Here is a 20,791-nt window from a genome sequence, read left to right as displayed (position 1 = left end):
GTCAGCCGCGGGCGTACGGGCCGATGCCGACCAGGCAGTAGACGTACTGGTTGATCGGGATGCCGTTGCGGGTGTAGCAGTAGGAGAAGGCGTACTCGGTGTCGGAGTTGTCGTCGCAGCTGTTCAGGTCCGACGTGCCCGGGATGCTCTCGATCACCCGGTAGTGCGCGTCGGACGCCGAGCAGGGCACCTCCTCCACGCCCGTCACCCGCTGCGCGGTCGTGGAGTCCGGCAGCTCCCCGCCCAGGCAGGTGCCCCGGTCGAACGGGCTGGGGGCCGTCTCGGAGGGGGTGGCGACCGGCTCGGGCGCGCTGCTCGTCGAGGTGTCCTGCGGGGCGTCGGAGGTGGCGTCCGGCTCGGGCGTGGCCGGGGCGGGGGAGTAGGTGCCGCTGTAGGAGGAGGAGGGGGTCGGCGCCGACGTGGTGCTGCGGCTGTCGTCCCCGCTGTCGAACAGGGCGAGGGCGACGAGGGCGGCCGCGACGACCCCGGCAGCGATCAGACAGCCCCGCGCGGCGTTCGGGGAGGAGGCGGTGGGGGCGGCCGGTCCCGCCGGGGCGCCCGGTGCGGCCGCCATGTTCACGGGGACGGTCGGGGCGGCCGCCGGGGCGGACGGGTCCACCACCCGGATGCGCAGCAGTAACTCCGCCTGCCCGACGCGGGCCCGGACCAGGGCGCCGTCCTCGGTGTGCGGGATCCTGACCCGGGCGGGGCCGGACGGCAGGTTCATCGGCAGGACCACGCCGTGCGCGGCCTGCTGCGGGGTGAGGTCTACGGGTATCTCTTCCGGTGACACCGGCTGCTCCGAAGGGTGAGGGTGCGGCGGACGCTTGACGGGCGGACCCCCACGGATTGTGCCCGGTACACGGACTGCGACGCAGTCGTTCCGGCCGATGCCCGCGACGGCCGTTCTGCCGATGCCGCTGGGGCAGGCCGGGTGAACCTGGGGGAGGCGCGGAGTGCAGAAAGGTTTCGTCGGGTGGTCGCGCTTCTACGCTCCGTCGGGATGCCACCGGACCGGCATCCCCCTCGCCGAAGAACGGAAACCCCCCTCATGCGTCTTCGCACCACCGCTGCCGCCGTCGTCGGAGCCCTCGCCCTCGTCCTGCCCGCCTCCGGCCAGGCGTTCGCCGCCGACGGCGACTTCCACTACACCTTCGTCGACCACAACGGCGCGGAGCAGTCCGCGCAGATCCGCGACCTCGAGAACGACAAGTGCCTGCCGCTGGAGCACACCTCGGCCGCGGAGCCCGCCGTGGAGGTGGCCAACGAGACCGACGCGGTGGCCCTGCTCTTCGACAACGCCGAGTGCAAGGGCGAGCCGCGCGCGGTGGCCGGCCCGGGCGAGCGGGCCGGTGACGTCCACGCCGTCGCCGTCGTCTTCGAGGCGGCGCAGGACGAGGCCAAGCCGCTGCCCGCGCAGGACGAGGCCAAGGACGACGCGGCCAAGGACGACATGGCCAAGGACGAGATGTCCAAGGACGACGCGGCCAAGGAGCCGACGGACGCGGCCGACGCGATCTCCGACGACGTGGCAGACGACTTCGTCGACGAGGAGGAGAGCGACCTCTTCTCCACCGTCTTCCGCGCCATCGACTGACCGACAGACCCACAGATCGACCGACCGACCGGCTGACCGGCTCGGAACGTGGAACAGGGCCGCCCGGGAGGGTCTCTCCCGGGCGGCCCCGTGTCGTGCTCAGCGGAGGCTTGCCCTCAGGTCCCTGCGGTCAGGGATCAGAAGGTGAGCTTCCAGCTGTTGATGTAGCCGGTGTCGACCGAGTAGACGTCCCTCACGCGCAGCTTCCAGGTGCCGTTCGCGACCTCGGAGGAGGCGTTCACGGTGTAGGTGGCCACGACGTTGTCGGCGGAGTCAGACGCGGAGGAGTTCTTCAGCCGGTACGCCGTGCCGTCGGGGGCGACCAGGTCGATCTGGAGGTCACCGCGGTAGGTGTGGACGATGTTGACGTCCACCTTCAGCGTGCTCGGGGCGTTGCCCGCGCGGGTCACCGAGATCGGGGACTCGGCCATGCCGTTGTCCGGGATCTGGTAGTCCGTGGTGTTCTCGAAGACGTTCTGGCTGCTGCCGACGGTCCAGGTGAACGACGCCGTGCCGGTCTGGTTGGCCGAGTCGCGCACGGTGACGGTCACGTTGTTCGTGCCGGCGGTGTTGGCGGTGCCGGTGATCAGACCCGTGGAGGAGTTGATCGACAGGCCGGCCGGCAGGCCGGTGGCCGAGTAGGTCAGGGCACCGGCGTTGGTGCTGCTGGCCTGGATCTGGAGGTTGACGGCGCTGCCCGTGACGGTGTTCTGGTTGCCCGGGTTGGTGACCGTCACGCCCTGGACCACGCGGGAGCCGACGTTGATGGCGGCCCAGGCGTTGGCGACGTTGTTGTACGTCGCCGAGCCCTGGCCGTACAGGTCGGCGGCGGCCCTCAGGGTCTGCGTGCGGGCGTCGGCGTAGTTGGTGGTGGACTTGAAGTAGCCCACCGTCAGCGCGCGGAACCAGATCTTCGCGGCGGCGTCGCGGCCGATCGCGGTGACGGGCAGGCCGTCGGAGGTCGGCGAGTCGTAGCTCACGCCGTTGATGACCTTGGGGCCGGAGCCCTCGGAGGCCAGGTAGAACCAGTGGTTGGCCGGGCCCGAGGAGTAGTGGACGTCGATCGAGCCGATGCCCGAGTACCAGGCGTCCTTGGAGGAGCCGTCCTTGCTCGGCTTGTCCATGTAGCGCAGCGGGGTGCCGTTGCCGCGGATGTCGATCTTCTCGCCGACCAGGTAGTCGCCGACGTCGTTCGGGTTGTTGGCGTAGAACTCGACGGCCGCCGCGAAGATGTCGGAGGTCGCCTCGTTCAGACCGCCGGGCTCACCGCTGTAGGTCATGTTGCCGGTGACCGAGGTCATGCCGTGCGTCATCTCGTGCGCGGCCACGTCGATCGAGGTGAGCGGCTTGTTGTTGCCCTCGCCGTCGCCGTAGGTCATGCAGAAGCAGGAGTCGCTCCAGAACGCGTTGACGTACGCGTTGCCGTAGTGGACCCGGGTGTACGGGGCCACGCCGTCGTTGCGCAGGCCGTTGCGGCCGTGCACGTTCTTGTAGTAGTCCCACGTCACCTGGGCGCCGTAGTGGGCGTCGGCGCCGGCGGTCTCCAGGTTGGAGGGCAGGCCGTTGCCCCAGACGTCGTCGCTGCCGGAGAAGAGCGTGCCGGTGCCGGACGTGCCGTGGTTGAGGTTGTAGGTCTTGTGGCTGCCGCGCCCGGCGTCGGTCAGGTTGTAGCTGCTGCCCGACTGGGTGGTCCCGAGGGTCACCTGGCCGCTGTACATCGTGTTGCCGGTGCCGGTCTGGACCGCCTGCCACTGGCTGATCTTCGCGCCGGTGCGGGCGTTGGTGATCACGTGCAGCTCGTTCGGGGTGCCGTCGTCCTGGAGGCCGCCGACGACGGTCTCGAAGGCGAGGACCGGCGTGCCCTCGGCGGCCCAGATCACCTTGCGGGCGTTCTTGGAGGCCTTGGTCTCCTTGGAACCCTCGGCGTTCGCGGCGCCGACGGCCTGGCCCTCGGCGGCGGCCGGGGTGACGGTGGCGTCGGTGGTTGCGACCTTGATCTCGGCCTGCGTCGCCTTGGTGACGCTCTTGGTGACACCGTCCTTGGCGTGGACCGTGAGGTCGCCGCCGAGCACGGGCAGGCCCGCGTAGGTCCGCTCGTAGGTGGTGTGCGTGGTGCCGTCCGCGTCCTTGACGACGTCGCGGACGATCAGCTTCTCCTGGTCGCCGAGGCCGAGGGCCCGGGCAGCCTGGGCGGTCGTGGAGCTCGCGCCGGCGAGGAGCGTCGCACGCTCCGAGGGGCTGAGCTGGTACGGGGCCGCGCCCGGGTTCGACCGTGCGGCGGCGGGCGCCTGCGACGCGGTGGCGTCGGCGGTGGCGCTGCCGGTCTGTATACCGACGGCGAGCAGTGCGGCCGCGGCGACGAGCGCGCCGGCCGCGGTGGCACGCCGGTGGGGGGTGGGACTCAACGCAGACTCCTTCTGCAAGGGGGGTCCGGCAGGCTGGGTGGGCCGCCGGGCAGAACAGCGCTGTGCGCAAGCTGTGCGTGAGATGTGCGAAGTGCGGATCGAACAGTGCCAGCTTCCGCGCGCGATGTCAGGGGCGCGTCAAAAGGTTGGCCGGAAATGGTTCGTTGACCGACCGGACGCGTCCGCTATGCGAACTGTTCACCTTGATGTGGCAGGCGCGGTGAAGGAGTTGTCACGCGGTGCACACGGGTCAACCGGAGCCATTGGTACCGGTTGCTGACGCAGGGACAACCTGAGGTTGCATTCAGGCGAACAGCATCAACCGTACCGGTGTTTGTCGTACTGTTTGCCGGTGCGCCACCAGTCCGTCGCCAGGGGAAGCCACGGACGGCGCCATGTGACCAGACCACGTGCCAGGGGGGCTCATGAGGCATGTCCGTTTTCCTGCGCGCCATGTGGCCGGGGCGACGGGGGATGATGCTGCGCCGTTGCGCAGCCTCGGCGACAAGGCGCGCTGGTACCTGCCCGCCGTACTGACGGCCGACGTCGTCGGCGCGGCCGTTCCGGTCGGGCTGGTCTTCGAGGCAGCCCAGCAGGCGCGGCCCGGGTACTGCGCGGCCGGCGCCGCGGCCGCCTGGGTGGGGGTCCAGGCGCTGCGCCGACGGTACACCGGCCGTGCGCTCGGGGAGTCCCGCGCGGTCCTGCCGGTGCTGCACGACTGGCTGATTCTCATCGGTGTCCTGGCTGTGGCGCGTGCGGCCACTGGGGAGGACACGCCGCGGCTGGCCGCGCTCGGTGCGCTGCTCCCGGCCCTGCTGATCACCGTCGCCGTGCGCAAACTGACGTACCGCCACCTCTCCGCCGCCCGCCGTGAGGCACAGGCCGTCAGCCGGGTCCTGGTGATCGGCGAGCCCGGGTCCGCCGAGGACGTCATCGCGCATCTGGCCGCCCGTACCGACCATCCGTACGTCGTCGTCGGCGTCGTACCGGTCGGCGCCGGATCCCTCGACAGCGGGGTGCCGGTCGCGGCCCGGCTCGACGCCGCCATGCCGAAGGCGCCGACCGCCGACTCCGCGGCCGTGCTCGCCGCGGTCCGCAGCCACCACGCCGACCTGGTGCTCGTCGCGCCGGGCGCGCGCATCGCGGGCGAGCGGCTGCGCCGCGTCGCCTGGGCCCTGCACGACGCGGGGCTCGAACTGGCGGTCTTCCCGGGACTGGTGGAGGTCTCGGTCAAGCGGCTGGAGACCCTGTCCGCGGGCGGCCTGGCCGTGCTGCGCGTGGCGCCGCCGGTGCGCCGGGGCGTCCAGCCGGTGCTGAAGTCGGTGCTGGACCGGGCCGGTGCGGCCGTCGGTCTGGTGCTGCTGTCGCCGCTGTTCCTGGGACTGGTCGCGGCCATCCGGATCGGCTCGCGCGGGCCGGCATTCTTCCGTCAGCGCCGTATCGGCCGCGACGGGGTGCCGTTCGTGATGTGGAAGTTCCGCACCATGGTGGTGGACGCCGAGGGGCGCAAGTCCGAGCTCGCCGGGGCCAACGAGAACGACGGCCTGATGTTCAAGATGCGCCGCGACCCCCGGGTCACGCGGGTCGGCCGGCTGCTGCGCCGTACCTCGCTCGACGAACTGCCGCAGCTGTTCAACGTCCTGGCCGGGGACATGTCGCTGGTCGGCCCGCGCCCGCCGCTGCCCGAGGAGGTCGCGCAGTACGACGAGGTCGAACTGCGCCGGCTCACCGTGCGCCCCGGCATGACCGGCCTGTGGCAGATCAGCGGGCGCTCGGACCTGTCCTGGGACGAAACGATTCAGCTCGATCTCCAGTACGTCGACAACTGGTCCTTCACCAGCGATGTCGACGTCGTGGCCCGTACCTTCCGCGCCGTCGTCGACGGCCGCGGGGCGTACTGAGGGGCTGCCCGTCGTGAGATGCGCCCCCCTGAGAGGGCTGGCCCCCGTGTGCGGGCCGGCCCCCCTGAGCGGGCCGGCCGCCGCCGTGCGGTGGCCGGCCGCCCGTACGTCCGGGGGCTCAGCCCTGGGCGCGCCACCACGCGTAGGTGGCCGCGATGCCGTCCCGCAGCGGGATCTGCGGCTTCCAGCCCAGCGACGTCAGCCGGGTCACGTCCAGCAGCTTGCGCGGGGTCCCGTCCGGCTTGCCGGTGTCCCAGGCCAGCCGGCCCGTGAAGCCCGTCACCTCGGCGACGGTCTCGGCCAGTTCCCGGATGGTCAGGTCCTCTCCGCAGCCGATGTTGACGGGCTCGTCGCCGTCGTAGCCGGCCAGCAGCACCGCGCAGGCCGCCGCCAGGTCGTCCACGTGCAGGAACTCCCGGCGCGGGGTCCCGCTGCCCCACAGGGTGACCTCCTCGCGGCCCTCGGCCGCCGCCTCGTGGAAGCGGCGGATCAGGGCGGGCAGCACGTGCGAGGTCTCCAGGTCGAAGTTGTCGCCCGGACCGTAGAGATTGGTCGGCATGGCCGAGATGAAGGAGGCCCCGTACTGCTTGCGGTACGACTGGACCTGCACGATTCCCGCGATCTTGGCCAGCGCGTACGCCTCGTTGGTCGGCTCCAGCGGGCCGGTCAGCAGGGCGTCCTCGCTGATCGGCTGCGGCGCGAGCTTGGGGTAGATGCAGGAGGAGCCGAGGAACAGCAGGCGCCCCGTCCCGGCGGCGTGCGCCCCGGCGACGACGCTGAGCTGGATCTTGAGGTTGTCCTCCAGGAACTGCACCGGGTAGGTGCTGTTGGCCATGATCCCGCCGACCTTGGCGGCGGCCAGCACCACCGCGTCGGGGCGGACGTCCTTCAGGAACGCCTCGGTCGCGGCGGAGTCGCGCAGGTCGAGCTCCTCGCGGCCCCGGGTGATCACGTCGTGGCCGTCGGCGGTGAGCCGCCGGGCGACCGCGGACCCGACGAGGCCGCGGTGGCCGGCGACGAAGATCCGGGCGTGCGCGGGCAGGAGAGTTGTCATACCGGCGATGATGCCAGGCCGCGTCCGAGGGCTGCGCCGGACGCCGCCCGCGCGGCCCGCGTCGGAGCCGCGTACGGACGCGCGTACGATGCGGGAACCTCCGACTCCGGTCGGGCCCGGCACGGGGAATGCCGGGGCGGCGGTGCCGACAGGCCCCGCCGGACCACGAACACCACCAACAGCAACGAATTCCGGGGGGAACCCGCATGAGCAAGACCGCACTGATCACCGGTGTCACCGGACAGGACGGCTCGTACCTGGCCGAGCTGCTGCTCTCCAAGGGCTACACGGTGCACGGACTCGTGCGGCGGTCGTCCAGCTTCAACACCGAGCGGATCGACCACATTTACCAGGACCCGCAGACGGCGAATCGATCCTTCGTGCTGCACCACGCGGACCTCTCCGACGGCGTGGCCCTGGTGAACCTGCTCCGCGACATCCAGCCCGACGAGGTCTACAACCTGGGCGCGCAGTCGCACGTCCGCGTCTCCTTCGAAGCCCCGCTCTACACCGGCGACGTGACCGGGCTCGGCGCGCTGCGGCTGCTGGAGGCCATCAAGGCCAGCGGCGTCAGCACCCGCATCTACCAGGCCTCGTCCTCCGAGATGTACGGCTCGACCCCGCCGCCGCAGAACGAGCAGACCCCCTTCCACCCGCGCAGCCCGTACGGCGCGGCGAAGGTGTTCGGGTACTGGGCGACCGTGAACTACCGCGAGGCGTACGACATGTTCGCGGTGAACGGCATCCTCTTCAACCACGAGTCCCCGCGCCGCGGCGAGACCTTCGTGACCCGCAAGATCACCCGGGCGGTCGCCCGCATCCAGGCCGGCCTCCAGGACCGGCTCTACCTCGGCAACCTCGACGCCGTGCGCGACTGGGGCTACGCGCCCGAGTACGTGGACGCCATGTGGCGGATGCTCCAGCAGGACGAGCCGACCGACTACGTGGTCGCCACCGGAGTAGCCGTCACCGTCCGCGAGTTCGTCGAGGCGGCCTTCGGGCACGCCGGCCTCGACTGGAACGAGCACGTCCGCTACGACCCCAAGTACGAGCGCCCCAGCGAGGTCGACGCCCTCATCGGCGACAGCAGCAAGGCGCAGGAGCTGCTCGGCTGGAAGCCGACGGTCCTGGTGGACGAACTGGCGCGCATCATGGTGGACGCCGACATCCGCCAGGTGCAGGACCAACTGGCCGGCGCCTCCGTGCGCATCGACCGCTAGGCCGTATATTTTCCCTAGATTTGCCGTGTCCCGGTCATCCCCACCCGGCGATGACCGGGGCAGACGCCGTATGTCCGTCGTGCGCCCTCCGTGCTGAACGCTGTTGGCCCCAGTTGGGTATTCAGTGGGTCAAGTGAGGTGACCGGGCCCTCGCGTGAGCCCTAGTCTGCGCCACGTACATATGGCTGTTCGGACAGTTCCAGCCATTCAGACCGGGCGATGCCCTGGGGGGCACATGCGTAGATCCAGAGGGCTGACCGCTGCCCTCGTCCTGTCACTGGTCGGTGCCGGCACCGGAATCGGCCTGGTGCTGATGCCGCAGGCGTCCGCCGTCACGCCGCCGGTGGCCTTCACCGCCGACGCCCTGCCGACCTGGCAGCCCAACGGCGTCGTCTGGGCCATGGCCCAGGCGAACGGGACCGTCTTCGCCGGCGGTACCTTCTCGGCGGTCCGCCCGCCGGAGGGGGCCGGCAGCGGCACCGAGCAGGAAGCGGTGAACTTCGTGGCGCTGGACGCCGCCACGGGCGCCCCCACGGACTGCAAGCTCTCCTTCACCATCGGGGACGGCACCGCCACCGTACGCGCGCTGACCGTCTCGAAGGACAGCAAGACCCTCTACGCCGCCGGCTACTTCGGTGCCGTCAACGGCGTCCAGGTCAACAGCGTCGCCGCGATCGACATCGCGACCTGCACCCCGAAGGCCTCGTTCCACCCCGGATTCCCCGCCACCGTGCGCGCGCTCGCCGTCAGCGACGACACGCTGTACGCGGCCGGCGACTTCAACAACATCGAGGGCCAGGTCCGTGAGCGGTTCGCCGCGGTCGACGCCGCCACGGGTGCGCTCAAGCCCTTCACCGCCAACGCCGACGAGCCGGGCCGCGCCATCGAGCTGACCCCGGACGGCAAGCACGTCCTGCTGGGCGGCGACTTCTTCACCGTCAACGGCGCCGACTCGCACGCCCTGGCCGTCGTGGACGCCACCTCGGGCGCGGTCCGCAAGACCTACGGCACCATCCCGTCCAACTCGGTCGTCAAGGACATCGCCACCGACGCCACCGGCTTCTACACGGGCAACGAGGGCTCCGGCGGCGGTGTCTTCGACGGCCGCATCGGCCTGAACCTGACGGACTTCAACGAGAAGTGGCGCGACCGCTGCCTGGGCGCCACCCAGTTCGTGCTGCCGTACGACGGCGTGCTCTACAGCTCCTCGCACGCGCACGACTGCTCTCTCGAAGGCGATTTCCCCGACGGCAAGCGCCACTACTTCCTGGCCCAGCCCACCGACCACAAGAACGGCGCCCCCGCCCCCGTGGACGGCTTCGTCCGCGGGCCGCGCAAGCTCGGCTGGCACCCCACCTCCAACGACGGCCTCGGCGAGGGCATCGGCCCGCGCGTGATGGCCGTGGCTGAGAAGAACGACGTCAAGTACATGTGGGTCGGCGGTGAGTTCACGCTCATCAACGGCACCGCGCAGCAGAGCCTGACCCGCTTCGCCTCCACCGGCGACACCGGCGCGCCGACCACCCCGGTCGTCAGCGCCGCGAGCGTCAGGCCCGGCGAGGTCCAGGTCCGCTGGCGCACCAGCTACGACGCGGACGACAGCAAGCTGACGTACCGGATCTACCGCAACGGCGCGGCCACCCCGCTCGCCACGGTCGAGGCCGACTCCCTGGAGTGGGAGCGCCCGCAGGCGTCCTGGACCGACACCACCGTCAAGGCCGGCCAGTCCTACACCTACCGGGTGACCGCGACCGACGCCGCGGGCAACACCAGCGCCCTGTCGGCCACCGCCCCGGTGACCGTGCCGGCCACGGTGCAGCCCTACCCGGACCAGGTCCGCCAGGACGGCGCCCAGCTCTACTGGCGCTACGACGACGTCAGCAGCCCCTTCACCGCCGACTCCTCGGTCAACGGCAACACCAGCGGCGTCCAGGTGAACGCCCCGGCCCTGCGCCAGTCGCCCGGCGCGACCACCGGCTCCAGCACGGCGGTCGGCCTGAACGGCACCAGCCAGCAGATCCACAGCGACCACCGCCAGACGGTGGGCAGCAGCTACACGCTGGAGACCTGGTTCAAGACGGGCACCACGCGCGGCGGCAAGCTGATCGGGTTCGGCAACAACACCACCCGCAACAGCGGCTCGTACGACAAGCACATCTACATGACCAACACGGGCCGCCTCGCCTTCGGCGTCTACAGCGGCAGCACCAAGGTCATCACCACCGGCCTGTTCGACACGTACAACGACAACAAGTGGCACCACGTCGTCGCCACCCAGGGCCCGGCCGGCATGGCGCTGTACGTCGACGGCCAGAACAAGGGCACCCTGGACGTCACCACGCACCACTCCTACGCGGGCTACTGGCACGTCGGCGGAGACAACCTGTCCAACTGGCCGAACCGCCCGACGAGCAACTTCTTCGCCGGCCAGATCGACGAGACGGCCGTCTACCCGACCGCCCTCACCCAGGCTCAGGTCCAGAACCACTTCAACCTGGCCAAGGCCCCGGCCGACACGGTCACCGAGGTCTCCGCGACCGAGGACACCTACATCAACCAGGGCGCCCCGTCGACCGCCTACGGCAGCTCCTCCTCGCTCGCGGTGCGCGGCACCTCCGCCTACGAGACGTACCTGCGCTTCCCCGTGCCGGCGGCCCCCGCCGGCCAGGTCCTCAAGGCCGCGTCGCTGCAGATCAAGACCACCACGCAGGCGGGCGCCGGTACGGCCGACACCGTCTCGGTGGTCCCGGTCACCGGCACCTGGAGCGGCGCCGGCACCACCTTCAACACCAAGCCCACGCTGGGCACCGGCCCGCTCGGCTCCATCTCCGGCATCCCGGACGGCTCGGCCGTCCACACCGTGGAGCTGGACACGGCGGCCGTCTCGGCGGTCCTCGGCACCAGCTACAGCATGGCCCTGACCAGCACGGGCACCGACCCGCTGTGGATCTGGTCCGCCGAGGCCACGGCCAACGAGGGCACCCCGCAGCTGGTGCTCACCTTCGGCCCGAAGTAACCCCCGGGGGTGCCGGGCGTCCGCGCCCGGCACCCGCCCGGACCCTTGATCTCCGTACCCGTGGGAGCCCTGTGATGTACCGACGCTCGGCAGCGGCCGCTGTCCTGCTGGCCGCCGCCCTGACGCTGACCGCGTGCAGCTCGGGCGACGGCGCGTCCGACGCCGCCGAGGCGCCGAAGGCCAAACCGCCGGCCGCGTCGGCGGCCCCGGACCCGGCCGACTCCCCGGCCGCGGCATCCGCCGGCCCGGACGCGAAGCCGACCGGGCCGGTCCTCCCGGACGCGAAGCTCACCCCGAAGACGGGCAGCTTCAAGGACAACGAGAAGAAGTACCTCAGCGGGCGCGTCCCGGAGAAGATGGACCCCGCCGCCGTCCTGCAGAGCGGCCAGGAGGCGTGCCAGCGCATCGAGCGCACCGCAAAGCGGGACAAGGACGCGGCGATCGGCTCCATCGCCTCGGGCGAGGTCAAGGGCGCGAAGGACGCGATCCCGTACCTGTGCCCGGAGCAGAAGCCGCTGCTGGCCGTCGCCGAGAAGGGCTTCGGCGACGGCACGCGCACGGCCCCGGCCGCGGGCACGTACCGGGCGCTGACCCAGGCCGCCGCCTGCACCTGGCAGGCCCGCGGCAAGGACGGCGCGGTCCTGGCCACCGGCCCGCAGACCCCGCCGCAGCCGGGCGCGCGGATCACCGCCGACATCCCCGCGGGCACGGCGGAGTTCGAGTCGTCCGGCTGCTACGCCTGGATCCCGGCGTAAGCGACTCCCCAAGGCCCGGGCGGGACCGGAACCTCCGGTCCCGCCCGGGTTTTCCCGTACGGCTGCGGCCGGAATGACACCCTTTAGCGCAACAGGTGCCACGGGTCACGCTTGACCCATGAAAGTGGTCTTCGACAGTTGTGTGTCATCCCCGCGCGAGCGCGCCGAGGCCTGGACCGAGACGACCGCCCTGGCCGCGGTGACCACCCGTTTCCGCTTCCTGCCGGGCGACGACGGGACGGACAGCTCGGCCCGGCTGCTCAGTACGTCCCTCGGCAGCGGACAGCTCTCGCTCCTGAGCTACGCGGCCCTGCGCTCGCAGCGGACGCCCGCGCTGATCCGCCGCTCCGACCCCGAGTACTACCAGGTGCTGGTCACCCTCTCGGGCCGGCAGAGCATCGAGCAGAACCGCAGCACGGCCGACCTCGGCGCCGGCGACCTGGTGCTCTACGACAGCTCCCGCCCGTTCGACGCCTACGCCGACCCGGGCGGCGCCCCGGTCGCCAGCGTCCTGGTGCAGTTCGCCAAGGAGCTGCTGCCCTTCCGTGACCGCCAGCTCGGCCGGCTGCTGGCCACCAGACTGCCGGCCCGGCACGGCGTCGGCCGCCTGCTCACCCAGTTCCTGGTCGGGCTGACCGAGGAGTGCGGCGCCTGGACCCCCTCCGACGGCCCCCGCCTCCAGCAGACCGCCCTGGACCTCGTCGGCGCGGTCCTCGCCCAGCACCTCGACCGGCCGGCCGGGCAGCCGCCCGACTCCCGCCAGCGGCTGCTGCACCTGCGGGTCAGGGCGTTCATCGTGGACAACCTCACCGCCCCCGGGCTCAGCCCCTCCGCGGTGGCCGCCGCCCACCAGATCTCGCTGCGCACGCTGCACCGGCTCTTCCACACCTACGGCGAGCCCGTCGGCGCCTTCATCCGCCGCCAGCGCCTGGAGCACGCCCGGCGCGACCTCGGCGACCCGGCCCTGCTCGGCTCCACCATCCACGCGATCGCCGCCCGCTGGGGATACGAGCGCCCCGCCGACTTCACCCGGGCCTTCCGCACCGCGTACGGGATCACCCCGAACGAGTTCCGCCACCTGGCGACCACGGTGGCGGCGGCGCCCGCGGGATGACGGCACGCAATGCCAAGGGCCTGGCACGCGCTGCTATTCAGGCGGGCCCGGCCCCTTGGCAGAGTCGTCCACGACCGAACGACCGAAGCAAGGGGGAACTCACATGCGAGACAACCGGCGACGCGCCCTGGCCGCGGCCACGCTGCTCATCGGCGCCGTGCTCACACCCGTCGTCGCCGCCGGCCCGGCCGCGGCCGCGCCGACGGCGTGCTCGCCGTCCAGCCCGGGGGACAAGGACAACAGCTCCTGGGTCAAGAGCGCCACGGCGAACGTGAACATGCGGTCGGGGCCCAGCACCGACTGCCGCGCCAACGGCGTCGCCACGCCCAACCACAAGCTCGACTACCACTGCTACAAGGTGGTCGGCAGCCGCACCTGGACGTACGTCCGTAACGACTCCACGGGCGTCAAGGGGTGGATCCGCGACGACAACCTGCGAGACCGCGGCAGCCTCGTCAAGTGCTGAGCGCCCCGCTGGAAATGCGGTGATGGATCCGCGGGCCGGTGGGGGCTGGTCGCGCCCACGCAGCGGAGCTGCATATCCGGACAGCCCCGCGCCCCTGACGGGGCGCGGTACCGCACCGGACTTTGCTGAGCCCGCTTGGTGCGGCGACCGCACTAGTCGCCCCGCCGGACCGACCCGTAGACGTCGAGCAGTGACTCGACCACCGCGTCGATCGAGTACGCCTCCGCCGCGAGCTTGCGGGCCGCGGCGGAGGCCTCGGCGTTGGCGGACGGGTCCAGCAGGGCCAGCACCGCCTCGGCGACCCCGGCCGGACCCGGCTCCACCGCCGCGCCCGCGCCGGCCGCGGCGACGGCCCGGGCCAGCCCGTTGGAGTGGGTCACCACCGGGGGCACGCCCACCGACAGTGCCTCCAGCACCGACATCGGGAACGGCTCGTCCACGGACGGCAGTACGTAGACGTGCGCCCGCCGCAGCTCCCGCAGCACGTTCCGGCCGCTCAGCGGCCCCGGCACGGTGAACCGCGCGCCCAGCCCGAGCGCCTCGATCCGCGTCCGCACCGCGGCCTGCTCGCCCTCGTCCGGGCCGGCCACCACGAACTCCGCGTCCGGGTGGGCCGCCAGGATCGCCGGCGCCGCGTCCACGAGGTCCACCGGCCGCTTACGGGCCTGGAGCCGGGCCGCGTACAGGATGCGCGGCGGCCCCGACAGCGGCGGTCGCTCCTCCTGCGCCGGGGTGCCGTTGACCAGGTGCACGGTGGTGGCCAGCGGCGCGCCGCCCACCACCGCGTCCAGAGCGTCCCGTTCGTGCGGGGTCAGGTACAGCACGGCGCCCGCACCGCGCAGCACCCGGCGTACCGCCACCGCGTCCAGCACCTTGGCCAGGGCCTTCCCGCTCGGGTCGACCATGCCGTGGGTCTGCAGGACCAGCGGCTTGCCGGCCCGCAGGGCGGCCAGCGCCACGGGTAGCGTCACCAGGTCGCGGGCCAGGTGGACGTGGACCACGTCCGCGTTCCGCACCAGCCGGCCCGCCGAGGCCAGCAGCGCCGGCGAGGTCATCCCGCTGAAGCCCAGCGGGAGCAGCCGGCGGGCCGGGAAGAGCTTGGCCGGCACCCCCTCGACCTGAGTCGGCCAGGGGTCGCCGAAGCCCTCGCCGAGGGCCAGCAGACAGGCCTCGTGCCCGCGTGCGCGCAGGCCCTTGGCCAGGTTCAGCGCGACCCGGACCGGACCGCCGAAGGCGTGGCTGGGGGAGTGCAGGGTGACCGCGTGCAGGACTCTCACTTGGGCTCCTCCACGGGGCGGCGCGTGCCGTCGGCGGTCTGCAGGGTCAGTTCGGGCAGGTCCCGGTGGACGACCGCGCCCGCGCCGACGACGGCGTGCCGGCCCACGGTGACCCCGGCCAGCACGGTCGCCCGTACGGCCACCCAGGCGCCGTCCTCGACGGTGACCGGGGCGTTGCGGTAGCGGAAGTCGGCGGCCCGGTGGTCGTGCGAGCCGGTGCAGAGCATCGCCTCCTGCGACACGCACACGTTCGCTCCGATGGTCACCGGCTCCAGGTTCAGCAGCCAGGCGCCCTCGCCGATCCAGGTGTGGTCCCCGACGGTCAGCTTCCACGGCCACAGGACGCGGACCCGGTGCCGGATCAGCACCCCCTCGCCGATCCGCGCGCCGAAGGCCCGCAGCAGGGCCACCCGCAGCCGGGCCGGGCAGAACCAGGACATGAACAGCAGGTTCATCACCGCGAACCACAGCGCCTGCACCAGCAGTCCGCGGCCCTTGTCGTATCCGGCCAGCGTGAAGGCCGGAAGATTGCGCACCGAAGTACCCCCCACTAGTCCCCCCCACTCGTTCCGCCCCGTCGGCGCCTCCCCCGGCGCCGTCCGCTCAGATTAGACTGCGGCCGGAGATCGCACAGGGGTGGGGGCACATGGCAACGGACGTACGCGGCCCGCTTTCCGTGCCCTCCGGACCGCCGCCGTCACCGGCGCCGCCGGTCCCGCAGGAGGACGAGTCCCTGTGGGGGCGGGTCACCACCCCGCGCACCCTGCTCTCCCGGGCCCTGTCGGTGCCCCTGGCGCTCGGCTTCACGGTCTTCCTGCCGCTGTTCGTGGCCGTCCAGCCGGGCGCCGGTGCCCACGACGCGGCGTTCTGGCTCCAGTTGGCGCTGACGATGTACGCGGGTGCCCGGCTGTCGGCGATGGTGCTCACCAGCCGGCGCAAGCTCCTCCAGGGCTCCTTCTGGCTGTTCGTCTACATGGCGATGGGCGTGGCCCCGCTCGCCCAGGCCGTCCTGGGCCAGGTGCCCACCCCGGTGGTCGGCCCGCGCTCCGACCTGACCTGGGCCATCGCCCTGGTGTTCCTGGGCTGTTGCGCGTTCGACGTCGGCGTCCTGCTGGCCCGGCACCGGCCGGCGGGCCGGGCGGGCGGCTCGCAGAAGGAGCCGCGGCCGGTCATGGCGCACCGGCGCCGGCTCCAGCTGCTGACCGTGTTCGCGTTCCTGGCCAGCGGGGCGTTCATCGTCAAACTCGGCGGCCCGGCGGTCTTCTTCAGCAGCCGGCAGGAGATCATCGCCGGCATCCAGGAGGCGGGCGTCTCCAACGGCGACGGCCAGGCCGGCCAGGCCTTCCTGCGCGGCTTCGGCACCGTCCCGGCGCTGCTGGCCCTGCTGCTGTACACGCGCTGGCTGGTGACCTCGACGTACGCCCGCCGAAAGGTTTCGGTGATCCTCACCTGGGCGGCGCTGGCGCTGCTCAACCTGGTGGTCAACAACCCGGTATCCAACCCGCGCTACTGGTTCCTGACGGTGCTGTTCGCGCTGCTGTTCGCCGTCTTCCCGGTGAGCGCGGCGATGTACCGGGTCGCGCTGTCCATGGCCGTGGTGGTGGCGCTGCTGGTCTTCCCGTTCGCGGACCGCTTCCGCTACGACGAGAAGAACTACAAGCCGGTGGAGACCACGTCGTTCCTGGAGCCGATGGCGCTCAAGGACTACGACCAGATCGGCATGTTCGCCAACACCATCACCTTCGCGGAGTCGGGCCCGGGCCACTTCTACGGCCGCCAGTTCGCCGGGTCGGTGCTCTTCGCCGTGCCCCGCTCGGTGTGGCCGGGCAAGCCGAGGGACACCGGCGTGATGGTCGGCCAGTGGATGGGCACGGTCAACACGAACCTGTCCTCGCCGATCTGGGCCGAGCTGTGGATCGACTTCGGCCCGCTGGGGATGGGGGCGGGACTGCTGGGCATGGGCTACGCGTCGGCCCGCGTGGACCGCCGGTACGCCAGGCGCGCGACCCGCAGGACCCCACCGGGCAGCCTGATCTCGGTGGTGGTCCCGCTGGTCGCGGGCTACTCCTTCATCCTGCTGCGGGGGCCGCTGCTGCAGGCGTCGGGGCGGGTGGCGATCGCCGCACTGTGCCTGGCGCTGGTGGCGACGTACCGCACGGACGCGTCGACGACGCTGCGCTAGCCGTACTGCCCGGCGCGGCGGCCCGTGCCCGCCCGCCGCGGCGGCCCCGTGCCCGCGGCGGGACGGCCCGGTCCGCGTCAGGACCCCGTGAGGACGACGAGCTGCCGGGTCGCCCGGGTCATCGCCACATAGCGGTCGACCGCTCCTTCGATGCCCTCGCCGAACGCCTCCGGTTCGACGAGGACGACCAGGTCGAACTCCAGCCCCTTCGACAGCTGCGGGGTCAGCGACCGGACGCGGGACCTCTCCCGGAACGCGCTGTCACCGCTGGCACCGCTGGCACCGCTGTCACCCGCGGCGATCACGCAGGCGGTGCCGTCGGCGTGCGCGGCGAGCCAGGAGTCGAGGACCGCGTCCAGGTCCGCGACCGAGCCGTGGACGACGGGGATGCCGCTGCTGCGCACGGACGCCGGTACGTTGGCGTCGGGCAGCACGGCCCGGATGACCGGCTCGGCCTCCGCCATGACTTCTTCCGGCGTACGGTAGTTGATGCCCAGCGAGGCCACCTCGATCCGGTCGAGCCCGACCCGCTCCAGCCGCTCCCGCCACGACTCCGCGAACCCGTTCCTGGCCTGGGCGCGGTCCCCGACGACCGTGAAGCTGCGGGACGGGCAGCGCAGCAGCAGCATCTGCCATTCCGCGTCGGTCAGTTCCTGGGCCTCGTCCACGACGATGTGCGCGAACGGGCCGGCCAGCCGGTCCGGGTCGGCGGCGGGCACGGCGCTCTCGTCGACCAGGCTGTCCCGCAGGTCCTGCCCGCGCAGCATCGTCACCGCGCCCTCGCCGTCGTCGTCGGCGGCCAGGACGTTGTCGATGACGTCGGCCATGCGGGCGCGCTCGGCCGCGAGGGCCGCCTCGCGCCGGCGGCTGCGATGCGCCGCCTGCGGGTCGCCCAGCCGTAGCCGCGCCGCGTCCAGGAGCGGCAGGTCGGACACCGTCCAGGCCCGGGCGTCCGCCCGCTGCAAGGTCCGTACGTCGTCACGGTCGAGCCACGGGGCGCACATCCGCAGGTAGGCGGGCACCGACCACAGGTCCGCGACGAGGTCGGCCGCGTCGATCAGCGGCCACGCGCGCTCCAGGGTCGCGACCAGCTCCTCGTCGTACCGCAGCGACCTGCGGAACTCCTCGGGCGAGACGTCCTCGTCGGCGCACTTGTCCAGCAGGATCGTGGCCAGTTCCGCCCAGACGATCTCGCGCGCCTCGTTGTGCGGGGTGCCGGCCGCCGCTTCGAAGGCCTCGGCCCAGTCGGCGGGGCTCAGCCGGATGTCGGCGCCGGCGGCCGTGACCGTCATCCCCTTGGCGGGCGGCTCCTCGTAGAGGCCCACGGCCTTCTCGATCGCCTGCACCATGCGGGCTGACGACTTCAGCCGGGCCGCGTCCGGGTCGCTCTCGACGGTCGCCGTCGCGCCCTCGGCGACGAGGTCCCGCACGGTGCAGGTCTGCACGCCCTCCTCCCCGAGGCTGGGCAGGACGTCGGCGACGTAGGCCAGGTAGGGCTGGTGCGGGCCGACGAACAGCACGCCGCCGCGGCGGTGCCCGAGGCGGGGGTCGGAGTACAGGAGGTGGGCGGTGCGGTGCAGGGCGACGACGGTCTTGCCCGTACCCGGACCCCCGTCGACGACGAGGGCGCCGCTGGAGCCGGCGCGGATGACGGCGTCCTGGTCGGCCTGGATGGTGCCGAGCACGTCGCGCATCCGGGGCGACCGGTCGGCGCCCAGGCTGGCGATGAAGGCGGACTGGTCGTCGAGCGCGGCGTGCCCCTCGAAGCCGTCGGCGGTGAACACCTCGTCCCAGTAGTCGCCGATCCGGCCGCGGGTCCAGCGGTACCGTCGGCGGCTCGCCAGACCCATCGGGTCGGCGTGGGTCGCGGCGAAGAACGGCTCGGCCGCCGGCGAGCGCCAGTCGATCAGCAGCCGGTTGCCCGCGCCGTCGGTCAGGCCGAGCCGCCCGATGTACACGGGCTCGGGATCGTCCGCGCCGACGATGCGGCCGAGGCACAGGTCCAGGCCGAAGCGGCGCAGGGTGCGCAGCCGGGCGGTCAGCCGGTGGATCTCCACGTCCCGGTCCATCGCCTCCCGGCCCAGGCCGCCGGGCGCCCTGCGCAGCTCGTCGAGGCGGTCGGACAGGTCGGCGATCGCCTGGTGGAGGCTCTCCGCGAGGGCCGCGAAGTGCTGCTCGTCGCCGGCGATCAGGGTCGGGTCGGCCTTGGGGGAGAGGTGGCCGGGAAGGTCGAACGCGCTGGTGGTCACGGGATTCAAGTCGTCAACTTTCCGCAGGTGGAAGCCTTGAGCGGCTGATTCTGCGGTACGAACGGGGCCTTGCCGCAAGCCCCCCGGTGCGCTATATGTTGAGAGTGGCGAGGGGTAGGCCTCGCCAACTGGCCTCGCCGACGGACCTCGCCGACTGTTCGTCCGTCAGGTCCCCCTCGTACTGCGTACGGCGGCTGCCACCGCCCCGCTCAGGCCGGAGCCGCTGCTGGGACGGGGACGCGGACGCGGGACACGCGCAGCCAGGCCGCGGAGGCCTTCAGGGCCGAGCCGGCCGCCAGACCCCAGGCCGCACCCGCGGCGCCGAAGGCCGCATAGCCGCCGAGCAGCAGCGCCACCGACAGCAGCGAGAAGACCACCTGCACCGACAGCGTCGCCTTCGGCTCCAGCACCCGCAGGGTCAGCAGCGCGCACGTCCCCAGGGCCATCACCGCGTACTGGGCGCCCGTCGCCGGCAGCAGCTCCGAAGCCACTTCCCACGTCTCCCCGAGCAGCATCCGCCCGTACCGGGCCGGCAGGAGGTACAGGGCGGCGGCCCAGCCCGCGCCGACCGCCGCCAGGACCAGCCCCAGCGCCACCGTCGCCCGGACCGTGGCACGCTTGCCGCCCAGGCGGCCCAGGACCGGCGGGCCGAAGGCGTTCGCCGAGTTGAACAGCACGTTCAGCGGCCCGAACAGCGTCGTCGCACCGCGCAGCGCACCGACCGCGAGCGGGGTGGCGAACACCCCGAGGCCCAGTACGGCGAGCTGGCTGGAGCCGTTGCCCACCGCGAACTCGACCACGAACCGCTGCCCGAGGTGCCCGCGCCGCAGGTACGGCCGCAGCTCGGCCCGTTCGCCACGTACGTACGGCCGCAGCAGCCACAGCCCCAGCACCAGCGCCGGCAGCGCCGACAGGCCCCAGGCCAGCACGAGCCGGGCGGGCGCGGCGCCCGAGGGCTGGGCCGCCAGCGCCGCCACCACGCACACCAGCCGCAGCGCGTCCGCGGCCAGCGCCCGCTGCGGCGTGCGCAGGGCCGAGAAGCAGTAGCGCAGCCCGTCCTGGAGCAGCACCAGCGGCAGGACCAGGCCCAGGGCCAGGAAGGCCCCGCCGGCCGGCCCGGGCAGCAGCGCGCCCACCGCCGCCAGTACCGCGCCCACCGCCGCCGACGCGGCCGCCGTGAACGCCACCGCCGAGCGGCACACCGCGCCCAGCCGCTCGCCGCGCTCCAGTACCACGCTCTGGCCGACGTACGCCATGTTCAGGCCGAGCAGCACGCTGAAGGCCACGTACACCATGGAGAACGCGGCGAAGCCGGCCGCCGAGGACAGCCGGGCCGCCAGTACCAGCACCAGGATGTTGGTGGCGCTGGACGCGGCCTGGTCCAGGACGGAGGCGAGGGCGGCGACACCCCGCCGGCTCACCTGCGGCCCGAGCGGACCGTGCGCAGGGCGACCGTGTCGGTGCCGTCGCCGGCGAGGTGCTGCTCCGGCTCCGGGCCGGCGCCCGGGGCCGGGGCCGGAGCGGTGTCCGCGGCGGCGCCCTTGCCGGCCTTCGC

15 protein-coding genes are annotated in these 20,791 nt (G+C 72.6%); 8 read left to right on the top strand and 7 right to left on the bottom strand.

The features are described 5' to 3' along the window. Position 1: 1 nt before the first annotated feature. Positions 2-793 (bottom strand): LppU/SCO3897 family protein, encoded by a 792-nt coding sequence (locus tag GPJ59_RS11620; RefSeq protein WP_219666927.1) that lies wholly within the window; start codon positions 791-793, stop codon positions 2-4. 258 nt (positions 794-1,051) lie between these two features. Between GPJ59_RS11620 and GPJ59_RS11615 the strand changes: the two genes are divergently transcribed. After that, on the top strand, positions 1,052-1,597 hold the full coding sequence (locus tag GPJ59_RS11615) for a hypothetical protein (RefSeq protein ID WP_219666926.1): 546 nt from the start codon (positions 1,052-1,054) through the stop codon (positions 1,595-1,597). A 137-nt stretch (positions 1,598-1,734) separates the two neighbouring features. Here the strand turns inward: GPJ59_RS11615 and GPJ59_RS11610 are convergent, their stop codons facing one another. Then, positions 1,735-4,002: a M4 family metallopeptidase gene (locus tag GPJ59_RS11610; protein WP_219666925.1), complete on the bottom strand. Its 2,268-nt coding sequence runs from the start codon at positions 4,000-4,002 to the stop codon at positions 1,735-1,737. 425 nt (positions 4,003-4,427) lie between these two features. On the opposite strand from GPJ59_RS11610, the gene GPJ59_RS11605 reads away from it, so the two are divergent. Next, positions 4,428-5,903 (top strand): sugar transferase, encoded by a 1,476-nt coding sequence (locus tag GPJ59_RS11605; RefSeq protein ID WP_219666924.1) that lies wholly within the window; start codon positions 4,428-4,430, stop codon positions 5,901-5,903. Between the two features lie 118 nt (positions 5,904-6,021). On the opposite strand, the gene GPJ59_RS11600 is transcribed toward GPJ59_RS11605, so the two are convergent. Next, a complete protein-coding gene (locus tag GPJ59_RS11600; RefSeq protein ID WP_219666923.1) occupies positions 6,022-6,957 on the bottom strand; it encodes a GDP-L-fucose synthase family protein in 936 nt (311 codons plus the stop codon). A gap of 206 nt (positions 6,958-7,163) precedes the next feature. Between GPJ59_RS11600 and gmd the strand changes: the two genes are divergently transcribed. The 5 genes from gmd to GPJ59_RS11575 all read left to right on the top strand — a co-directional run bounded on the left by gmd (position 7,164) and on the right by GPJ59_RS11575 (position 13,528). Continuing rightward, a complete protein-coding gene (gene gmd, locus GPJ59_RS11595; RefSeq protein WP_219666922.1) occupies positions 7,164-8,177 on the top strand; it encodes a GDP-mannose 4,6-dehydratase in 1,014 nt (337 codons plus the stop codon). A 235-nt stretch (positions 8,178-8,412) separates the two neighbouring features. Beyond that, positions 8,413-11,193 carry a CBM96 family carbohydrate-binding protein gene (locus GPJ59_RS11590; RefSeq protein WP_219666921.1) on the top strand — a complete coding sequence of 927 codons (2,781 nt, stop codon included), beginning with the start codon at positions 8,413-8,415 and terminating at the stop codon, positions 11,191-11,193. A 74-nt stretch (positions 11,194-11,267) separates the two neighbouring features. Beyond that, positions 11,268-11,948, top strand: a complete 681-nt coding sequence (locus GPJ59_RS11585; RefSeq protein WP_219666909.1) for a hypothetical protein — start codon at positions 11,268-11,270, stop codon at positions 11,946-11,948. A gap of 118 nt (positions 11,949-12,066) precedes the next feature. Continuing rightward, positions 12,067-13,062 carry an AraC-like ligand-binding domain-containing protein gene (locus GPJ59_RS11580; RefSeq protein ID WP_219666908.1) on the top strand — a complete coding sequence of 332 codons (996 nt, stop codon included), beginning with the start codon at positions 12,067-12,069 and terminating at the stop codon, positions 13,060-13,062. Between the two features lie 103 nt (positions 13,063-13,165). After that, positions 13,166-13,528, top strand: a complete 363-nt coding sequence (locus GPJ59_RS11575; protein WP_219666906.1) for an SH3 domain-containing protein — start codon at positions 13,166-13,168, stop codon at positions 13,526-13,528. Positions 13,529-13,680: 152 nt separating this feature from the next. Here the strand turns inward: GPJ59_RS11575 and GPJ59_RS11570 are convergent, their stop codons facing one another. Both GPJ59_RS11570 and GPJ59_RS11565 read right to left on the bottom strand, forming a co-directional pair. Next, entirely contained in the window at positions 13,681-14,805 is a 1,125-nt protein-coding gene (locus GPJ59_RS11570; protein WP_219666904.1) for a glycosyltransferase, read from the bottom strand. Further along, on the bottom strand, positions 14,802-15,341 hold the full coding sequence (locus tag GPJ59_RS11565) for a WcaF family extracellular polysaccharide biosynthesis acetyltransferase (protein WP_308120250.1): 540 nt from the start codon (positions 15,339-15,341) through the stop codon (positions 14,802-14,804). Before GPJ59_RS11565 ends, GPJ59_RS11570 begins: the two co-directional genes overlap by 4 nt. Positions 15,342-15,451: 110 nt before the next feature. Between GPJ59_RS11565 and GPJ59_RS11560 the strand changes: the two genes are divergently transcribed. Continuing rightward, on the top strand, positions 15,452-16,987 hold the full coding sequence (locus GPJ59_RS11560; protein ID WP_258024243.1) for a hypothetical protein: 1,536 nt from the start codon (positions 15,452-15,454) through the stop codon (positions 16,985-16,987). Positions 16,988-17,064: 77 nt separating this feature from the next. Here the strand turns inward: GPJ59_RS11560 and helR are convergent, their stop codons facing one another. After that, positions 17,065-19,245 carry an RNA polymerase recycling motor ATPase HelR gene (helR, locus tag GPJ59_RS11555; protein ID WP_219666895.1) on the bottom strand — a complete coding sequence of 727 codons (2,181 nt, stop codon included), beginning with the start codon at positions 19,243-19,245 and terminating at the stop codon, positions 17,065-17,067. Positions 19,246-19,445: 200 nt separating this feature from the next. Continuing rightward, positions 19,446-20,657: a hypothetical protein gene (locus GPJ59_RS11550; RefSeq protein ID WP_219666893.1), complete on the bottom strand. Its 1,212-nt coding sequence runs from the start codon at positions 20,655-20,657 to the stop codon at positions 19,446-19,448. Positions 20,658-20,791: the final 134 nt, after the last annotated feature.

Origin of the sequence: Streptomyces bambusae (assembly GCF_019400985.1) — a bacterium.
GTDB classification, from domain to species: Bacteria; Actinomycetota; Actinomycetes; order Streptomycetales; family Streptomycetaceae; genus Streptomyces; species Streptomyces bambusae_A.
The sequence above is the reverse complement of the archived record's forward strand: the minus strand, read 5'-3'. Positions and strand labels throughout refer to the sequence as shown.